This window comes from Paenibacillus sp. FSL K6-2441, assembly GCF_037964765.1.
Classification (GTDB): domain Bacteria; phylum Bacillota; class Bacilli; order Paenibacillales; family Paenibacillaceae; genus Fontibacillus; species Fontibacillus phoenicis.
Genome location: NZ_CP150174.1, coordinates 4,239,139 through 4,255,665, shown reverse-complemented (window position 1 = coordinate 4,255,665; position 16,527 = coordinate 4,239,139). Strand labels below are relative to the sequence as shown.

Below are 16,527 nucleotides of genomic sequence, written 5' to 3'. Positions count from 1 at the left end.
AACGTAGGGTCCATTCGGGGAAATCCTTCTGCCTCCAGTAGCATCGTCTACTCCTTAAGTCTGTTTCTCCGGTACGCGTCTGAGCTTCTTACCCGCTGGCTGTTCCCTTCGGCATCCCATGCCCGGTTTTAGCAGATCCGGGGCAGCTCATGGCCCGAAGTGTGTCCTCATACGCGAGGGTGATAGATCTGCGCGTGCGCCGGAGGCATCCCGGAGCGTCCATTCCCTGAATCCCTAGCGAAAGGAGGAATTTCACTTGAAGCTTTTTGTCGGTATTGACGTGAGCTCGCAAGAGCTCGAAGCGTGTTTCATGAACGCTGACGGTGACAAGCTTGAGACACTCACCGTCAAAAACAATTTGAATGGCGCCTCGCACTTGCGTGACCAAATCGTCGCTGCAGCGGACAAGTTGGCCGTCACCGAGATTCACATCGGCTTGGAAGCCACTTCCGTCTACAGCTGGCACCCTGCCATGTACCTGCATCAGGATCCAGCGCTTCGAGAGCGCAAGGCCAAGGTGTTCACCTTGAACCCCAAGCTCATCAGCAAGTTCAGAGAAGCCTATGCGGATATGGACAAGACCGACCGGCTCGACGCCTGGGTCATTGCGGATCGCCTGCGCTTCGGCCGCCTGACGACCACCATCGTCATGCAGGAGCAGTATGTCGCCCTTCAACGCCTCACGCGCATGCGTTTCCACTTGGTCCATAACTTGGCTCGCGAGAAGCAGTACTTCTTGCAGAACCTGTTCTACAAGTGCAATGCGTTTACAACCGAGGTCGACAGCTCCGTGTTTGGCCATGCGCTCATGGAGATGCTCTCCGAGAAGTTCAGCCTCGATGACATCGCCGAGATGGACGTGGCCGATCTGGCCGACTATCTGCGGGACAAGGGACGCAATCGTTTCCCCGATCCCGAGCGGGTCGCCCGCTGCATTCAGCAAGCTGCCCGCGCCTCCTATCGGCTGTCCAAGGTCGTGGAGGATTCGATTGACCTGGTGCTCGGCACCTCCATCGAATCCATCCGCAGCATCCAGAAGCAGCTCAAGGATCTCGACAAAGCGATCGAGCGGGTCCTCGACGGCATTCAAGGCGCTCAGTGCTTGCTGTCAGTGCCCGGCATCGGCAAAGTCTATGCAGCCGGTCTGCTCGGCGAACTCGGCGATATTGAACGGTTCAAGGATCAAGCCGCCGTCGCCAAGTACGCGGGTCTGACGTGGCGCAGGCACCAGTCCGGCGTCTTCGAGGCGGAGGACACCGCCCGCATCAAATCCGGCAACCGATTCCTGCGCTACTACCTCGTTGAAGCTGCCAACTCGGTTAGGATGCGCGATGAAGAATTCGGTGAATATTACCGGAAGAAGTATCACGAAGTGCCCAAGAATCAACACAAACGCGCCCTCGTCTTAACGGCAAGAAAACTCGTGCGTCTGGTCGATGTGCTGCTACGCAGCGGCCAACTCTACACGCCTCGAAGGAAGGTGAATAGCGCCAAGGATTAACGCCTCCTTTGCCTTAGTCCTTCACGAATTCCCAGTAAAAATCTGGTATCTGACATGGTTTTTGGCTGGGTTTGGTTTGATGCGCCCTTTTTTCGTGACTCCGCGCTCAACAGGCACGGGAAATTTCCAATTCGATTAAATCAACAGCTTGACATCATACCGCTGGACTTTTCTCTTCAGGTGTTTCAAATTTAATATATATTCATCTAGGGGTCAATGCGTTGACACACACTGTTCAAGTATATTCTGTATCGGACAACGATACAATGAAAGTAAAGTGTAATAAAGATCACATTAAAGCGCTTACAATGAGAGGTATAATACAAGTGAGCGATACGTGATCCCCCTTAATCATGTGTCGGTATATGCTTTCGAGATGATTTCCCGCATGATGAAGGGAGTCATCTTTTTTTTCATATCATGGCATGGCAAGTTTGATTTACGATGTCGTTTTGAGGGAGATGAATTTGGATGGCAATGCTGTTCAAACCTTTGGTCTATACGCAGGAGCAGGTTGAGTGGTTGGAAACTCGCGGGATGGTATATCAACTATTAATGGATTTTCTGAGCCGCCCGCCGCGGATGTCCTTGATTGCTCAGTGGCGCCGTAAGGTAGCGCAGTACCCGAAGGCAGGGACCAGCAAGGGGGGGCGTAGACTGATTGCCTATCTGGAGAGCATTCCCGAAGCAATGTTTCGCAGTGTCTGCCATCAAGAAGCGAAGGAGTACGAGCGCTTGTTTTCGGGGCGGGAGGCGATCATTCCGTCCTGTGAAAGCTTGTTCCGCAGTCGCCATGAAGGTGGCGGCGCTTTGGCTTGTATCGCCCAAGTCCGCAAATTATATATGGATAATGCGATCGTATTCAATAAATTAAACGGGGAGCGCGACGACCATATCGCACTGGAGCTGGAATTTATGGCCGTGCTCGCGGAAGGCATGCTGGCGAAAGCCAATCTGCAGCAAAGCTGCCTGGCGCTGGCGGATGTGCAGATCCACTTCCTGGAGGAGCATTTGCTGAAGTGGGCGCAGCCGTTTGCCCAAGAGCTGATGCAAGCCACGCAAAGTCCGCTCTTTATCGGATTGGCTGAATTGCTGGATGAATTCCTGGTTCAAGATTTGTCGCAGCTTCGAGCCTGGCGGGAAAGTCAGCAGCCGGTGATGGGATAGAAAAAGGACCTCAGCCTCCGCAGATCGCGGGGTGGGGTCCTTTTTGTTGCCTGGCCAGGATATGAATTCTAACGCTTGCCACAGGTCTTATTTGGGCCAAAATCGCCGTATTGAGATTCTAACGCTTGGGACAGCGCTTATTCTCTCATTTCGTGGCCGAAAACTGTAGTTTTGACCGCAATAGCGTTGCTCATCGTCGTTAGAATCTCAACTTAGTCAGATTTGCCCAAATAACGTTCGTCATCAGCGTTACAGCCGGAATTGGATGCGGCTATTCGATGGAGCGCGCTAAATGGGAAAAGACGACGCAGGATATATTTCCCTACGTCGTCCTTGTGCTGTTTTAATCGAGTTCCTTGGCCGACATATCGCGGCGACGGAACTTCATCAGGAATTCGTAGACGATTGGCACGATGACCAGCGTGAGCAGCGTCGAGCTGATCAAACCGCCGATGACGGTGATGCCGAGGCCGCGCGAGATAATCCCTGCGCTGCGTTCCCAGCCGAAGACCAGCGGCAGCAGTGCGCCGATCGTCGCCAAGGCGGTCATCAGAATCGGACGAAGCCGGGTTGTTCCCGCTTCGAGCAAGGCTTCGCGGGTGGACAAGCCTTCGCGTTCCTTATGGATGACACGGTCAATCAAGACAATCGCGTTGGTCACGACGATCCCGATGAGCATGAGCACGCCCATCAATGCCGAGACGTTTAGTGTCTCTCCGCCGATCAGAAGGCCTACCATGGCACCGATCACGATGAACGGTAAGGAGAAGAGAATCGTAAATGGAGCCAAGCCTCCGCCGAAGGTGACGACGAGAACAAAATAGACGATGGCGATGGCCGCCAACATGGCGAGGCCGAGCTGGCCAAACGTATCGTTGATTTGTTCGGTGACGCCGCCGAATTTGACGGTAACGCCGTCCGGCAGATCCAGCTTGTCGATTTTCTCCTGCAGGCTGGTCGATGCCTTTTGTACGTCGGTAGAGGTGATTTTTGCGCTGACTTCAACGACCATCTTCCCGTCGATCCGCATGATGGAATCCGGGGAGGTGCCTTTTTCCACCTTCGCCACGTCCTTGATCGGGACTTGAATGCCCAGCGGCGAAGTCAGCGTTGCATTTTCGATATCGGTAATGCTGTGATAAGTCTCGCTGTCGGCTTCAATATATACATTGTATTTCTTGCCGTCGATGGCGACCTCGGTCAGAACCGGACGTTCCCGAACCGGGCTCAGCTTCATTGCCAGTTGGCCCGGCGTCAAGCCAAGGGAGCTCAACTTCTGTTGATCCGCAACCAAAGTGTATTGCTCATAGGTTTTGGATAGGCTGGTGTCGCCTTTTTCAAAGTTCTTCGTATCCTCTTGAATCAGGGAGAGGATTTGATCCGATACCGGCTTGATCTGCTCCAGCTCGTCTCCAAAGACATTAACGCTTAGCGTGCTGCCGCCCAGACCGCCGGTCATGAGCTCGGACATATCGTTCCATTCACCCTTCGGAAGCTCGGTCCGCAGGCCTTCGATCAGCTTTTCTTTGACATCGTTAAATTGTTTGGTATCTGGATCATAGGCGATATAGAACAAAGCTGAGTTCGAGGAACCCATCCCCAGCGGATTGTCGCCGCCAACGGAATATTGCATTCGATCGACGTTCGGCTGCTCCAGGATATATTTCTCAACTTGCAGCATATCCCTTTCCACATCCTCCAGTCGAGCTCCGGGTTCAGGGGAGTAGGTAACCATCACATATTTATCCTCTTGTTCCGGCAGGAAGCTGACGCCGACCAGCGGGTACAAGAACAAGCTGCCGATCAGCAGGACGACCGCAAGTCCGAAGGTGATCAGCTTATGGGACAGCGACCATTCTAGGATGCGGCGATAGCCGCGGGCCATGCCTCTTGGCTTCTCATCGTGGTCATGCTTCTTGTTAAGACCTTGGCGGAACAGCGTATGCGCCAGCGCTGGTACGAGGGTAATGGCGACCAGCAGCGACGCCAGCAGCGAGAAGACCATCGTGAGCGCAAACGGCTGGAACAATTCCCCGACCATCCCGCTGACGAAAGCGAGCGGCAGGAACACGGCGATCGTGACGATCGTCGAGGACATAATCGGGATGAACATCTCCCGTGTTGCTTCGATAATCAGCTTGCTTCCCTTTAGCTTCTCGCCCGTCAGGGACAAGCGCCGGTAAATGTTCTCGATGACGACGATTGAGTCGTCGACCACGCGGCCGATGGCAACGGTCATGGCACCCAGCGTCATCATGTTCAGTGTAATATCCATCTGCTTCAAAGCCAAAATGGCGATCAGCAGCGATAACGGGATCGAGATAATGGAAATGATCGTCGAACGAATGTTACGCAGGAAGATCAGGATGATCAACACGGCGAACAAGGCGCCAAACAACGCTTTGGACAGCATCGTGTTCACCGAGTCGGTGATCGGCTGACCTTGGTCCAGCAGGACCGTAAAGTTGATATGGTCGTATTGCTTGCTCAGCTCTTTGGCGGCTTCCTTGACCTCGTTGACAACGTCAACGGTGTTGGCATCGTTGGATTTGACGATCTGAATGCCGATCGATTCCTCCCCATTGGTCCGGGAGATCGATTCGGCTTTACCAACTGTTTCGATGTCAGCGATGTCGCCAAGTTTGACGGTCGGGAGGCCGGTTGGAACAGCTCCCATCGCTCCTCCAGCGTTAGCGCCGGCTGCTGCACCCGCACCGCCAGCCGCACCTGCGCTGCCTGCGCCGCCAGCCGCATCCGCACCACCAGCACCACCAGCACCACCAGCTGCGCCAGCAGCAGTACCAGCCGCTGTACCAGCGCCACTAGCCGCAGCCATACCTCCTGCGGCATTGGCGCCAGCAGAGCTAGGTACGATCGGAATAGCTAAGTTTTTCAAATCATCTACGGTTGTGATGTTCCCGTCAACAACGACGGCCTTCTCGGATTCCTCAAGGCTAAACAACCCCAGCGGCACGCGGAGCGCGGAACCTTGCACGATTCCTTTTACGGTATCTTCCGTCAGGCCGAGCTCCTTCAGCTTGGCTTCGTCAAATTTCAAACTGACCTCACGGACGAACTGGCCGGCGATTTGCACGGAAGCGACGCCGTCCAAATCCTCGAGCACAGGTTTGATGTCGTTCTCCGTAATCCGGGTCAAATCTTCGAGACTGCCGGATTCCTTATCCGACAAGCTGAGGGAAACGACCGGCATGGAATTCAGACTAAACCGGGTGATCTGCGGCTTCTGGGCATCATCCGGAAGCTGCACATCGTTTAATGCCTCGCGAACCGCCGCGGTGGCATTGTCCAAGTTGGTGTCGTAATCAAATTCAATAATGAGCGAGGCAGCGTTCTCCATCGAAGTGGAGGTAATTGTCTTTACACCGTCGACATTATGCAGCCGCGTTTCCAGCGGCTTGGTGATCTCCTCGACTACGCCTTCCGGCGCAGCGCCTGGATAGACCGCGGTTACGCTAAGGTAAGGCACGTTAATGTTTGGAATGGTCTCCTGCTTCATCGTTAGACCGCTGTACAATCCCATGGCAGTCACGATGACCGTCAGAAGCCAAATCGCGAACTTATTGCGCAGGGAAAACTGGATGATACTCTTCATATGCGGGTTTCTGCTCCTCTCTTTCCTATGAGTACTTCCTCATTTACGTGTGCTGGATATAAACCTGCAGCAGCTGCTTTAAATCAGCAGAATGCTGAGCCAGCTCCGGGATGGCGGCCAAATTGGCCAGCATGCCCTTAATAATGGCGCGGCGCGGACGAAGCTCCAAAATTTCACGCTCCAGAATTTGCAGGGTTTCCAGCGCTTCCTGCTGTCTGTCTGCATCGGTGATGGCACTAAGGTGATCACGGAGGCGTTTGACTGCGATGATCGGATGCTGCTGCAAATCCAGGCTGCCTGGAGCCCCTTCGGTCATGAGCCGCAACGCTTCTTCAGAAATCAACGGCTCAGGACGGTTGCTTAACTGATGTTGGGCTGCCAAGTCGAGCAGATCCATCAAGTGGCTCGCCATCTGTTCCGGCGAGGCGGAAACATGGGGCTCGAACAGTAACCGGATGTACATGCCGACCATGCCGTAAGCGATCGTTAACAGATCGCCCGTATACGGCTCGATCATCGGCCCGTAGATGGCCTCCAGCTTGTTCTTCCCGTGACGTAACAGCTTGGAATTGTGCGCCTTGACCGAAGCAGGTTCTTTGTAGGGCGTACCGTTTTTGTGCCAGTCCTGAAACTGCATGATCAAGAATTCACGCAGCTCAAGCACCAGTTCGAGCATGACAATGATCTGGCGCCACAGTTTCTCTCTTGGCGTCAATCCCTGCTGCAGTTCCACCTGCGTCAGATGGTCAAGCAGCATCTGGTAGCAGTAGTCGAACAAGCTCTGCTCCAGTTCCTCTTTCGATTTAAAGTGAAGGTAGAGACTGCCCTTGGACATCCCGCAAGCTTCGGCGATCTCCTGCATCGACGTGGCGGACGAGCCCTTGGTCGAAAATAGCTGCATGGCCGCACGTAAAATCAGCTTCTTTTTGTCGATGGATGGATGAGACAAATAAAAACTGAACCCCCTTCCTCTGACTCATGGGTTCTCGTTCTGACTCCATGGTCATTATCGATTATAGTATAAAGCCCAGGCGGATACAAATGAGCGTATGTACATTTTTCCTCCCACCAGTAGGAAGAATTCGAGCGTTCATGTAGAATATAATCACATGCATCAATAGGTAAAGAGGGAGTATAACATGAGACGGGGACTTCAAATCATTATCATCGCCGCAATATTATTTGCTTTCTATTATTTTGGATTTGGCGTCTTCGGTAAATTTGGGGGTACGCTCGTTAGTATCTTCCAAACGCTGACCGTCATTACGATCGGCTTCGCCATTTTTATGGAGAACCGCAATCCTTCCAGCACGGTGGCCTGGATTCTCGTGCTTGCTTTGCTGCCGGTCGTCGGGCTGGTGCTTTATTTTCTGCTGGGCCAAAATTACTTCAAGCGGCGTAAATTCGATAAAAAAGCGGAGCAGGATCGCCTCAGCTATGAGCGGATCGACCGCAGCGCTCACCCGCTGCCTCGGGATTTGTCGCAGTTTAGTCCCAGTCAACAGCGCTTGCTGCATCTGTCCCAGCGGCTGGCTCGCACGCCATTCTCAATGGCAACCCGCACGTACGTGTTGACCAACGGGGAAGAGACGTTTACGAACCTGCTGCGCGAGCTAAAGAAAGCCAAGCATCATATCCATATGGAATACTATATCTACCGTGCCGACGACATCGGACGGGAAATTCAGAAAACGCTGATAGAAAAGGCACGGGCCGGGGTTGAGGTCCGTTTTATGTTTGACGCGGTAGGCAGCATCGGCTTGCCCAAATCGTTTATCGCGGAGCTGCGCGCTGCAGGAGTGAAGGTTGGGATTTACGGGCCGATGCGTTTTTTGTCTTTGTCGAGCCGGGTGAATTATCGCAACCACCGCAAAATCGTCGTGATCGACGGCAATACTGGATTTATCGGCGGTCTCAACGTCGGCGACGAATATTTGAGCCGCAGCAAGACGTACGGCTTCTGGCGAGATACCCACATGCTGGTTAAAGGGGAGGCGGTCCGGTCGTTGCAAATCATTTTCCTGCAAGACTGGCAGTACGTCACCGGGGAGAAAATTATGGATCTCGCCTACCTGTCTCCTGAGCTGGAGCAGGGCTGCAGCGGCGCGGTGCAGATCGTGCCAAGCGGGCCTGACAACGAAAGCCGGACGCTCAAGAACATCTTCTTTGCGATGATCACATCAGCGAAGAAGTCGGTATGGCTGGCGACGCCGTACTTTATTCCGGATGAGGATATCCTGACCGCGCTGCGCGTGGCCGGCTTATCGGGGATCGACGTGCGTATCCTGTTCCCGGCCAGACCGGACAAATGGCTGCCGTTCCTGGCATCCCATTCGTACTTCCCATCGCTGCTGGAGGTTGGGGTGAAAATCTTCGAATACGAAAAAGGCTTTCTGCATTCCAAGCTGCTGATCGTTGACGGGGAAGTAGCCACGATCGGAACAGCGAACATGGATATGCGCAGCTTCCATTTGAATTTTGAGGTGAACGCACTCCTGGTGCAAAACGAAAGCGTAACTAAGGTTGTCAACAATTTCGAACGCGATCTTCTGTCGGCGAAGCTGATCGACAAGGACGAATTTATGAATAAGAAAATCCCGGTACGTCTGGCGGAATCCGCGGCCCGGCTATTATCTCCGCTGTTGTAACAGGGGTAATCCCTGTGTATTTCGCGGAAAAGGAGAGTGTACGGCATGGAACCCACATCGGAACGCAAAACCGAGCATATCCGGCTCTGTCTGGAGGAGCAAGTGAATGCGGAGGGCATCCTGAACGGCTTTGAAAAATACCGCTTTCGCCATAACGCCTTGCCAGAGCTGGATTTCGCCGAGATCAGCCTAAAGACGGCGTTTCTCGGCGCATCGTTGCGAACGCCGCTCCTGATCAGCTCGATGACCGGCGGCAGCCGGCTGGCCGGCGAGATCAATGCGCGCCTGGCCGAAGCGGCGGAGCGGCGCGGTTGGGCCATGGGCGTCGGCTCGGTCCGGGCCGCCGTTGAGCGGAACGAGCTAGCGCATACGTTTGCCGTGCGTCGGTTTGCGCCGACCATCCCGATCATCGCCAACTTAGGCGCGGTGCAGCTCAATTACGGCTACGGGCCGGAGGATTGCAAGCGGGCGGTGGAGATCGCCGGAGCGGACATGCTGGTGCTGCATCTGAACAGCCTGCAGGAGGTGTTCCAGCCGGAGGGAGATACGAACTTCGGCGGACTGCTGCGGCGGATCGAGGAGGTGTGCCGAGAGCTGCCGATTCCAGTTGGCGTAAAGGAGGTCGGCTGGGGCATCGACGGCGCTACGGCAAAACGGCTGCGCGAAGCAGGCGTCGCCTTCATCGACGTCGCAGGCGCCGGCGGCACCTCGTGGAGCCAGGTCGAGAAGTTCCGCGGCAGCGACCCCGTGCGCCGCGCGGCCGCGGAGGCATTCGCGGATTGGGGAATCCCCACCGCCGAATGCATCCGCGAGGTGCGGGCGGCGGTGCCCGACGCCGCCCTGATTGGCAGCGGCGGCCTGAACACCGGCGTGGACGCTGCCAAAGCGCTGGCGCTTGGTGCGGACCTGGCCGGGTTCGGCCGGGCGCTGCTCGAACCGGCAGTGCAGTCGGAGGAGCAGCTGGACGCGCTTCTGGAGCGCGTTGAGCTGGAGCTCCGCACTGCCATGTTCGGCATCGGCGCCGGGAGCATTCCGGCGCTGCGGAACACATCGCGGCTCGTGCGCCGCGAGTAGTGGGGGTGCATCGCGACCTTGAGGAAAGGGATGTTAGCTGATCGGCCGTTTTAATGGATTATCCCCCTTATTCAGGTATCCCTCTCATTCAGCTAGAAGTTGGTAGGGGATTACTTATCCCATGGGGTTCCGATTTGAACCGTGTGGGGTATCTTTGGGGGCTTTTTACGTAATTATCCCTTTCTGTCAGGGACGCCAGGAACATGGGAACCAAGGTTAAAACCCGCAACCCGACCGGCCCGACCAGTTAATGGTATCAAAAGAACGAATCTGATGTTCCGTGATGAGCGTTCCCTTCCTGAAGTTGTTTGCTCCCCTCTGGCTGATTCAGAGGGATAATGGTGAGAGGTCGGCCCAGGCAGGGGGCGTCCGCTGAACGGAGCTGGCCCGTCATGTTTCAAATCGTCCAAGATCATATTCCATCATCCCGTTTCATAATTCCAACTAATCTAGTAAGAATTTGTTGCAATCGGACGGAATCCCTATTATATTGAAGGAAACACCGGTCTGCGTGACGGCAACCTGACATCTTCCTTCGATAGGGAAACGGCGACCGGTAAATACATATCTGCTACAAACCTGGGTTTGTTGCGGGCTTTGATGTAAAGGAGAGGGAGATGGATATGAAACCTTCATTGTGGAAGTGGAGCACGAGAACGGTGGTAACCATCGGGATTGGCGCTGCGCTCTATGGAGCGACCAGTTGGATTGGCATCCCGATTGCGCCGGATACGCAGCTTCGGCCGGCGATCGCTTTGCTGGCGATTTTCGGTGCGTTGTTTGGGCCGGTTGTTGGCTTTATCGCCGGATTTATCGGACACGTGATCAACGATTTGATTACAAGCGGCACCGTTTGGTGGGGCTGGGCACTTGGCTCAGGCATTACTGCGGCGTTTATGGGCCTGATTTATTTGGCTAAGGATTTCAACGCTCAGGAAGGGCAGATGAAGAAGAACCACGTGGCCTGGTTTGTGGTGTATGGGATTGTGGGGATCTTCGTTTCCCTGGCGTTTTCCGGGTATTTTGATATCTTCGTGATGGGGGAACCCAACGATAAAATTTTGGTTCAGGTCATTTCCGCTGGGCTGGCCAACTTAGCCGTGTTTCTCATTCTGGGATTACCGGCGGTGCTGGCTTATGTGAGACGCAACCGCAGCAACTCGAATTTAAGCGTGGATAGATAGGAGTTTACTGAAAAAATGCAGCCTGTCATAACTTTCCGACATTTCAGTTTTCGGTACAAAAATCAAAGCGAACCTACGCTAAAGAACATCCACTTAGAGATCGCACGCGGGGAGAAAATATGGATCGCCGGCCCCAGCGGCTCCGGCAAGTCGACGTTAGCCCATTGTATCAATGGGCTAATTCCCTTTTCATACGGCGGTGAAATTTCGGGGCAGCTGCTGCTGGAAGGCCAAGATGCTTCGGCGATGACGATCTTCGAGCGCAGCCGCCGGGTCGGTACGATCCTGCAAAATCCGGATGCCCAGTTCGTTGGTCAGACGGTTGGCGAGGATGTGGCGTTCCAACTGGAAAACGAGGCGACTCCGCAGGATGTGATGAAGGAGGCTGTTTTTTCGGCGCTGGATCTGGTGGGCATGCGAGCCTTTGAAGCCCGGGGACCTCATGAGCTTTCCGGCGGGCAAAAACAGCAGGTATCGCTGGCCGGTGTATTGTCGACGCAAGCGGATATTTTGCTGTTTGACGAGCCGCTCGCGAATTTGGACCCAGCCAGCGGCGCCAAAGCGATGCGGCTGATTGACGAGATTCACCGCAACCAAGGAAAAACGGTCATCCTTATCGAGCATCGCGCCGAGGATGTGCTGCTGGAGCATATCGACCGCGTCATTGTCATGAACGAGGGGGAGATCACGGCGATTGGCATGCCGGACGAGCTGCTCGCTGCGGGGATCCTCCCTCAGTACGGCCTGCGCCAGCCGCTGTACTTGGACGCGCTGTGTCATGCGGGGCTGTCGTTGTCGAACTTCACCGGCTTGACTGACCCGGCGGCATTACGGCTCCAAGAACATGTGGTGATGCTGGATGGTAAGGGTGAAGGGAACGAGCAGGACGACAGTGAGCGGATGAAGGATGACAGACAGCGGACGGGTGGGAGTGAGCCTCAACTGCGGGAGCGGCTCGAGACCTGGGCGGCTTCGGTTCCGCTGGTTGTACGGGGCGGCGTCGGAGAGCCGCTGCTTGAGCTGCGGGGTGTGTCGTTTGCCTACGAGCCGGGCACGAATGCGGTGGAGGACGTCTCGCTGACCGTCCGTGCAGGTGAGACTGTGGCTCTGCTTGGCAGCAACGGGGCTGGCAAATCGACGCTGTCAGGGTTGATCACCGGCTTGCTTAAGCCGAGTAAGGGCGAGATGCGCCTGTCCGGCGAGGTGATCAATGACTGGTCGATTCGCCGACGCGGCGAAGCGATCGGCTATGTGATGCAACACCCGCATCACATGCTGACCCAGCACATCGTGCGGGACGAGGTTCGAATTGGCCTCGCGGCACGCGGTGTACCCGAACCTGAGCGAGGGCGGCGGGCGGATGAGGCGCTGCGGATTTGCGGGCTGTACCCGTACCGCAACTGGCCGGTTTCCGCGCTGAGCTTCGGGCAGAAGAAACGGCTGAGCATCGCGGCCATCCTGGCGCTTCAGCCGAAGCTCATGATCTTGGACGAGCCGACGGCGGGACAGGATTATCGGCATTATACCGAATTTATGGAATTTATTGCCCGGCTGGCCGCGGAGGGAATGGCGTTCTTGTTCATCACGCACGATATGCATTTGGCGTTGGAATATGCGGATCGGGCAGCAGTGATGGCCGGGGGCCGGATTATCGCAGAGGATACAGTGGCACGGATTCTCGCAGATGGAGATCTAACCGCTAGGGCGAACCTGCGGGAGACGAGTCTGGCCCGCTTCGCGAAGGCTCAGGGGCTCACCTCGCCTTCGCGCTTTGTGGAAGCTTTTATCGCAGCGGAAAAGAAGGTGAAACGAGCATGAACCAAACGAGCGGATTATACGTTGCCGGGGAATCTTTCTTTCATCGGATGGATGCCGCCGTTAAGCTGATCCTGCTCTTGACCTGGACTGTCGTTACCTTCCTGTTCATGGATTTGCGTGTATTTGTCGTCATGCTGGCCGGCGGGGTTACGATGCTGTTGCTCGCCCGGGTTCCTTTCCGAAAAATGGCGCTTTTGTTTTGGGCTCTGATGGTTTTTACTGTGATTAACAGCATTTTTATTCTGCTGATTACGCCTCGCTTCGGCACGACGCTGACCGGAAGTGATACGCCGTTCATCCCGCTGGGCTATGATACGATTAATGCAGAAACGTTGTTTTACGTGTTGACGCTGTCGCTGAAATATCTCACGCTGCTGCCGATCACGCTGCTATTTATCTTTACGACGCACCCCAGCCGTTTTGCAGCCAGCTTAAACAAGTTAGGCGTGCCTTACAAGCTGGCATATGCGGTCAGCATTGCTTTTCGCTACATTCCCGATTTGACAAAGGAATTCCGCACGATTCTCAATGCGCTGCAGATGCGCGGGCTCGGCATCTCCCGCGGCGATGGCACACTGCTGCAACGGGCGCGGAATTTAACGCAGGCGGTTGTGCCGCTGCTGCAATCTTCGCTGCAGCGGATCGAATCGGTGTCCGATGCCATGGACCTGCGCGGGTTCGGCACGAAGCCGCGGCGAACCTGGTACATGGGCACCGTTATGACGGGAAGCGATAAGCTGATCGCGCTGCTGTGCGTCGTGTTGCTGGCGACCGGCGTAGGTCTGAAGCAAAGCTTGCTTCAAGGCTTTTGGTATCCGTTTGGATAGATGATCGTGAGTGAATTAGGGTTCGGATGATTTGGAGACGGAGGGGGCCTATCTGTTCAGTGTGAAGGAGAAAGAACAGCAAACGCCTGTGGGCCATCTTTGGTTTAATGTGCTGGAGCAGGAAAAAGGTCCGGTAGCTTTTATCCTCGATATCTTGATCTATGATGAATTCCAGGGCCAAGGTTACGGCCAAGCGGCGATGACCGCGCTGGAGGAAAAGGTGCGCGAATTGGGGTTGAATAGGATTGGCCTTCATGTGTTCGGACATAACCAGCGGGCGTTTCGTTTGTATCAAAAGATGGGTTACACGGTCACGGACATACAGATGTTCAAAACCTTGGAGCGTTATCCTTGAAATATTCCCGGCGTATCGTTACTATGGTTGAAGGAAGTTGAGCAATTACACGAATGAGGAGTTGTCAATGATATGGCTTTGAAAGCAGGCATTGTGGGTTTGCCGAACGTGGGGAAGTCCACACTGTTTAACGCGATAACCCAGGCGGGGGCGGAATCCGCCAACTATCCGTTTTGTACGATCGATCCGAACGTCGGCGTCGTGGAAGTGCCGGACGAGCGGCTCGACAAGCTGACCGAACTGGTGGTTCCGAATCGGACGGTTCCGACAGCTTTTGAATTTGTGGATATCGCCGGGTTGGTCCGCGGTGCGAGCAAGGGGGAGGGACTTGGCAACAAGTTCTTGGCCCATATCCGCGAGGTGGACGCGATCGTTCACGTGGTTCGCTGCTTCGAGGACGAGAACATTACGCACGTGGACGGCAAAATCAACCCGATCAGCGACATCCAAACGATTAACCTGGAATTGATCTTGGCTGACGTGGAGAGCGTGGAGAAACGGATCGAACGCGCCAAGAAAAATATGAAGGGCGGCAACAAGCAATACGCACAGGAAGTTGAGGTTCTGGAACGGATCAAGGAGGCGCTGTATAACGATCAGCCGGCGCGCAGCGTAGAGCTGACGGACGAAGAGAAGTTGATCGTGCGCGATTTGCACCTGCTGACGTTGAAGCCGGTGCTGTATGCTGCTAACGTTAGCGAGGATGGCGTAAGCGATGCGGACAACAATCCTTTTGTGCAGCAGGTCAAAGAATTTGCTGCGGCTGAAGGCGCCGAAGTCGTTCCGATCAGCGCCAAGGTGGAGGCGGAGATCGCGGAGCTGGAAGGCGAAGACAAGAAGATGTTCCTGGAGGAGCTTGGTCTGAACGCTTCCGGTTTGGATCGCTTAATCCAGGCAGCATACCGTCTGCTTGGCCTGTATACGTATTTCACGGCTGGCGTTCAAGAAGTTCGCGCCTGGACGATCCGCAAAGGCACGAAAGCGCCGCAAGCCGCCGGCGTGATTCACTCCGATTTCGAGCGCGGTTTTATCCGTGCGGAGGTTGTCTCTTATGAAGACCTCGTTGCTGCCGGTTCGATGAGCGCGGCTCGCGAACGCGGCCAGCTGCGGCTGGAAGGGAAAGACTACGTCGTCCAGGACGGCGATATCATGCATTTCCGCTTTAACGTATAGTGCAACTCGAGTAACAGCGAAGGATCACTGCCTCAGGGGCGCAGAATTTATGCGAACCCTGGGGCAGTTTTTTTATTTGCATTTTTTTACTTTCGAATAGTAAGTGATTCACGAGGGAGTGTACGGTATACCTTCATAATAGAAAATGACCATATGGGAGAAAATTGCATTGTTTTCATAGATTCGAGTTTGTATACTTAATTCAAGTTTGATTCATTCTTACATTTAGGGGGAGTTTTTGTAATGAGTATGGATTATGCCTTGCACCGCAAGTCCCAGTTGGATACCCGGGAATTGCTGCTGCTGGAATCCGAGGTGAAAAGCCAGGGGAAAAACATGGTTGTGGCTTACATACTATGGTATTTCCTTGGTATTGTTGGGGGACATCGTTTTTACATGGGGAAAATCGGAACGGCCGTGACCCAGTTGATCTTGTCCCTGACGGTGGTTGGGCTGATCGTTACCGGGATCTGGTGGATCGTGGACGCTTTCCTGGTGCACACTTGGGTGAAACGTCATAACGCCGAGGTGGAGAACCGGATTATCGACCGGATTTTCTATGACCGCGGCAGATCTCCGGAGTATCCGATCTAATCATGTTGACCAAAAGCGATCTGACCACAAGCGAGCTGCTGCTCCTGAATTCAGAAATGAATAAGCGCGAAAAATCGCTGGGCCTGGCATATCTGATGCTGCTGGCCGGTCATTTGGGCGTGCATCGTTTCTACTTGAAGCGGATCGCCAGCGGGGTTATACAGCTGTGTTTATTCATCCTGGCGATTGGGCTTTACTTTGGGTTTGCCATTGCGTCGGCCATTGAAAGCGTGGATTCGCCCGATACGAGCTACTCCCTGTTTTTGCTTATCCCCGTCATCTTGTTTGGGTTGGCGCTGACCGTGTGGGTCATTGTCGATGCTTGCTTGCTGCCTGGCATGGTCCGGAATTGGAACGCAAAGCTGGAGCAGTCGCTGATCGAACAAATCGCTGCCCTTCGCTCGCCGGCAGGCTTTACGAAGCCCGGCGCGGATGGGTTAGGGGAGGGCAGCCGCCCGCTTGACATCTAGGAAGCGGCGTTTCATCCATTTCATGAAAAGGCGCCCTTGCGGCGTCTTTTTTTGAGATGGAAAGTTCCAAATTGGAAGTTGGAGGTCTGGGCGAATGTGGTCT

13 protein-coding genes are annotated in these 16,527 nt (G+C 54.7%); 11 read left to right on the top strand and 2 right to left on the bottom strand.

The features are described from left to right. Window positions 1-256: 256 nt before the first annotated feature. Both NSQ80_RS19610 and NSQ80_RS19605 read left to right on the top strand, forming a co-directional pair. Complete coding sequence (locus NSQ80_RS19610) at window positions 257-1,501, top strand: IS110 family transposase (protein WP_016310842.1); 1,245 nt, start codon at window positions 257-259, stop codon at window positions 1,499-1,501. A 471-nt stretch (window positions 1,502-1,972) separates the two neighbouring features. Then, window positions 1,973-2,668, top strand: coding sequence for a molecular chaperone TorD family protein (locus NSQ80_RS19605; RefSeq protein ID WP_339300525.1), 696 nt, complete (start codon window positions 1,973-1,975; stop codon window positions 2,666-2,668). 343 nt (window positions 2,669-3,011) lie between these two features. Here NSQ80_RS19605 and NSQ80_RS19600 read toward each other — a convergent pair whose 3' ends face one another. Both NSQ80_RS19600 and NSQ80_RS19595 read right to left on the bottom strand, forming a co-directional pair. Further along, entirely contained in the window at window positions 3,012-6,281 is a 3,270-nt protein-coding gene (locus tag NSQ80_RS19600; RefSeq protein ID WP_339300523.1) for an efflux RND transporter permease subunit, read from the bottom strand. A gap of 43 nt (window positions 6,282-6,324) precedes the next feature. Further along, complete coding sequence (locus NSQ80_RS19595) at window positions 6,325-7,230, bottom strand: TetR/AcrR family transcriptional regulator (RefSeq protein ID WP_009223711.1); 906 nt, start codon at window positions 7,228-7,230, stop codon at window positions 6,325-6,327. A 190-nt stretch (window positions 7,231-7,420) separates the two neighbouring features. On the opposite strand from NSQ80_RS19595, the gene cls reads away from it, so the two are divergent. From cls to NSQ80_RS19550, 9 genes are all read left to right on the top strand, one after another. Further along, on the top strand, window positions 7,421-8,929 hold the full coding sequence (cls, locus tag NSQ80_RS19590) for a cardiolipin synthase (protein ID WP_009223712.1): 1,509 nt from the start codon (window positions 7,421-7,423) through the stop codon (window positions 8,927-8,929). A gap of 45 nt (window positions 8,930-8,974) precedes the next feature. Further along, window positions 8,975-10,003, top strand: a complete 1,029-nt coding sequence (gene fni, locus NSQ80_RS19585; protein ID WP_339300521.1) for a type 2 isopentenyl-diphosphate Delta-isomerase — start codon at window positions 8,975-8,977, stop codon at window positions 10,001-10,003. A gap of 623 nt (window positions 10,004-10,626) precedes the next feature. Then, a complete protein-coding gene (locus tag NSQ80_RS19580; RefSeq protein WP_311202278.1) occupies window positions 10,627-11,187 on the top strand; it encodes an ECF-type riboflavin transporter substrate-binding protein in 561 nt (186 codons plus the stop codon). A 15-nt stretch (window positions 11,188-11,202) separates the two neighbouring features. Then, the gene (locus NSQ80_RS19575) at window positions 11,203-13,005 is read left to right on the top strand and encodes a DUF3744 domain-containing protein (RefSeq protein ID WP_339300519.1); all 1,803 of its coding nucleotides are present in this window, start codon (window positions 11,203-11,205) and stop codon (window positions 13,003-13,005) included. Further along, entirely contained in the window at window positions 13,002-13,832 is an 831-nt protein-coding gene (locus NSQ80_RS19570) for an energy-coupling factor transporter transmembrane component T (protein WP_009223717.1), read from the top strand. The genes NSQ80_RS19575 and NSQ80_RS19570 overlap by 4 nt, the downstream gene beginning before the upstream one ends. 31 nt (window positions 13,833-13,863) lie before the next feature. Next, the gene (locus NSQ80_RS19565) at window positions 13,864-14,187 is read left to right on the top strand and encodes a GNAT family N-acetyltransferase (protein ID WP_009223718.1); all 324 of its coding nucleotides are present in this window, start codon (window positions 13,864-13,866) and stop codon (window positions 14,185-14,187) included. 72 nt (window positions 14,188-14,259) lie between these two features. Beyond that, window positions 14,260-15,360: a redox-regulated ATPase YchF gene (ychF, locus tag NSQ80_RS19560; protein ID WP_009223719.1), complete on the top strand. Its 1,101-nt coding sequence runs from the start codon at window positions 14,260-14,262 to the stop codon at window positions 15,358-15,360. 243 nt (window positions 15,361-15,603) lie between these two features. Then, window positions 15,604-15,954, top strand: a complete 351-nt coding sequence (locus NSQ80_RS19555; RefSeq protein ID WP_339300516.1) for a TM2 domain-containing protein — start codon at window positions 15,604-15,606, stop codon at window positions 15,952-15,954. Between the two features lie 2 nt (window positions 15,955-15,956). Further along, complete coding sequence (locus NSQ80_RS19550) at window positions 15,957-16,424, top strand: TM2 domain-containing protein (protein ID WP_260071023.1); 468 nt, start codon at window positions 15,957-15,959, stop codon at window positions 16,422-16,424. Window positions 16,425-16,527: the final 103 nt, after the last annotated feature.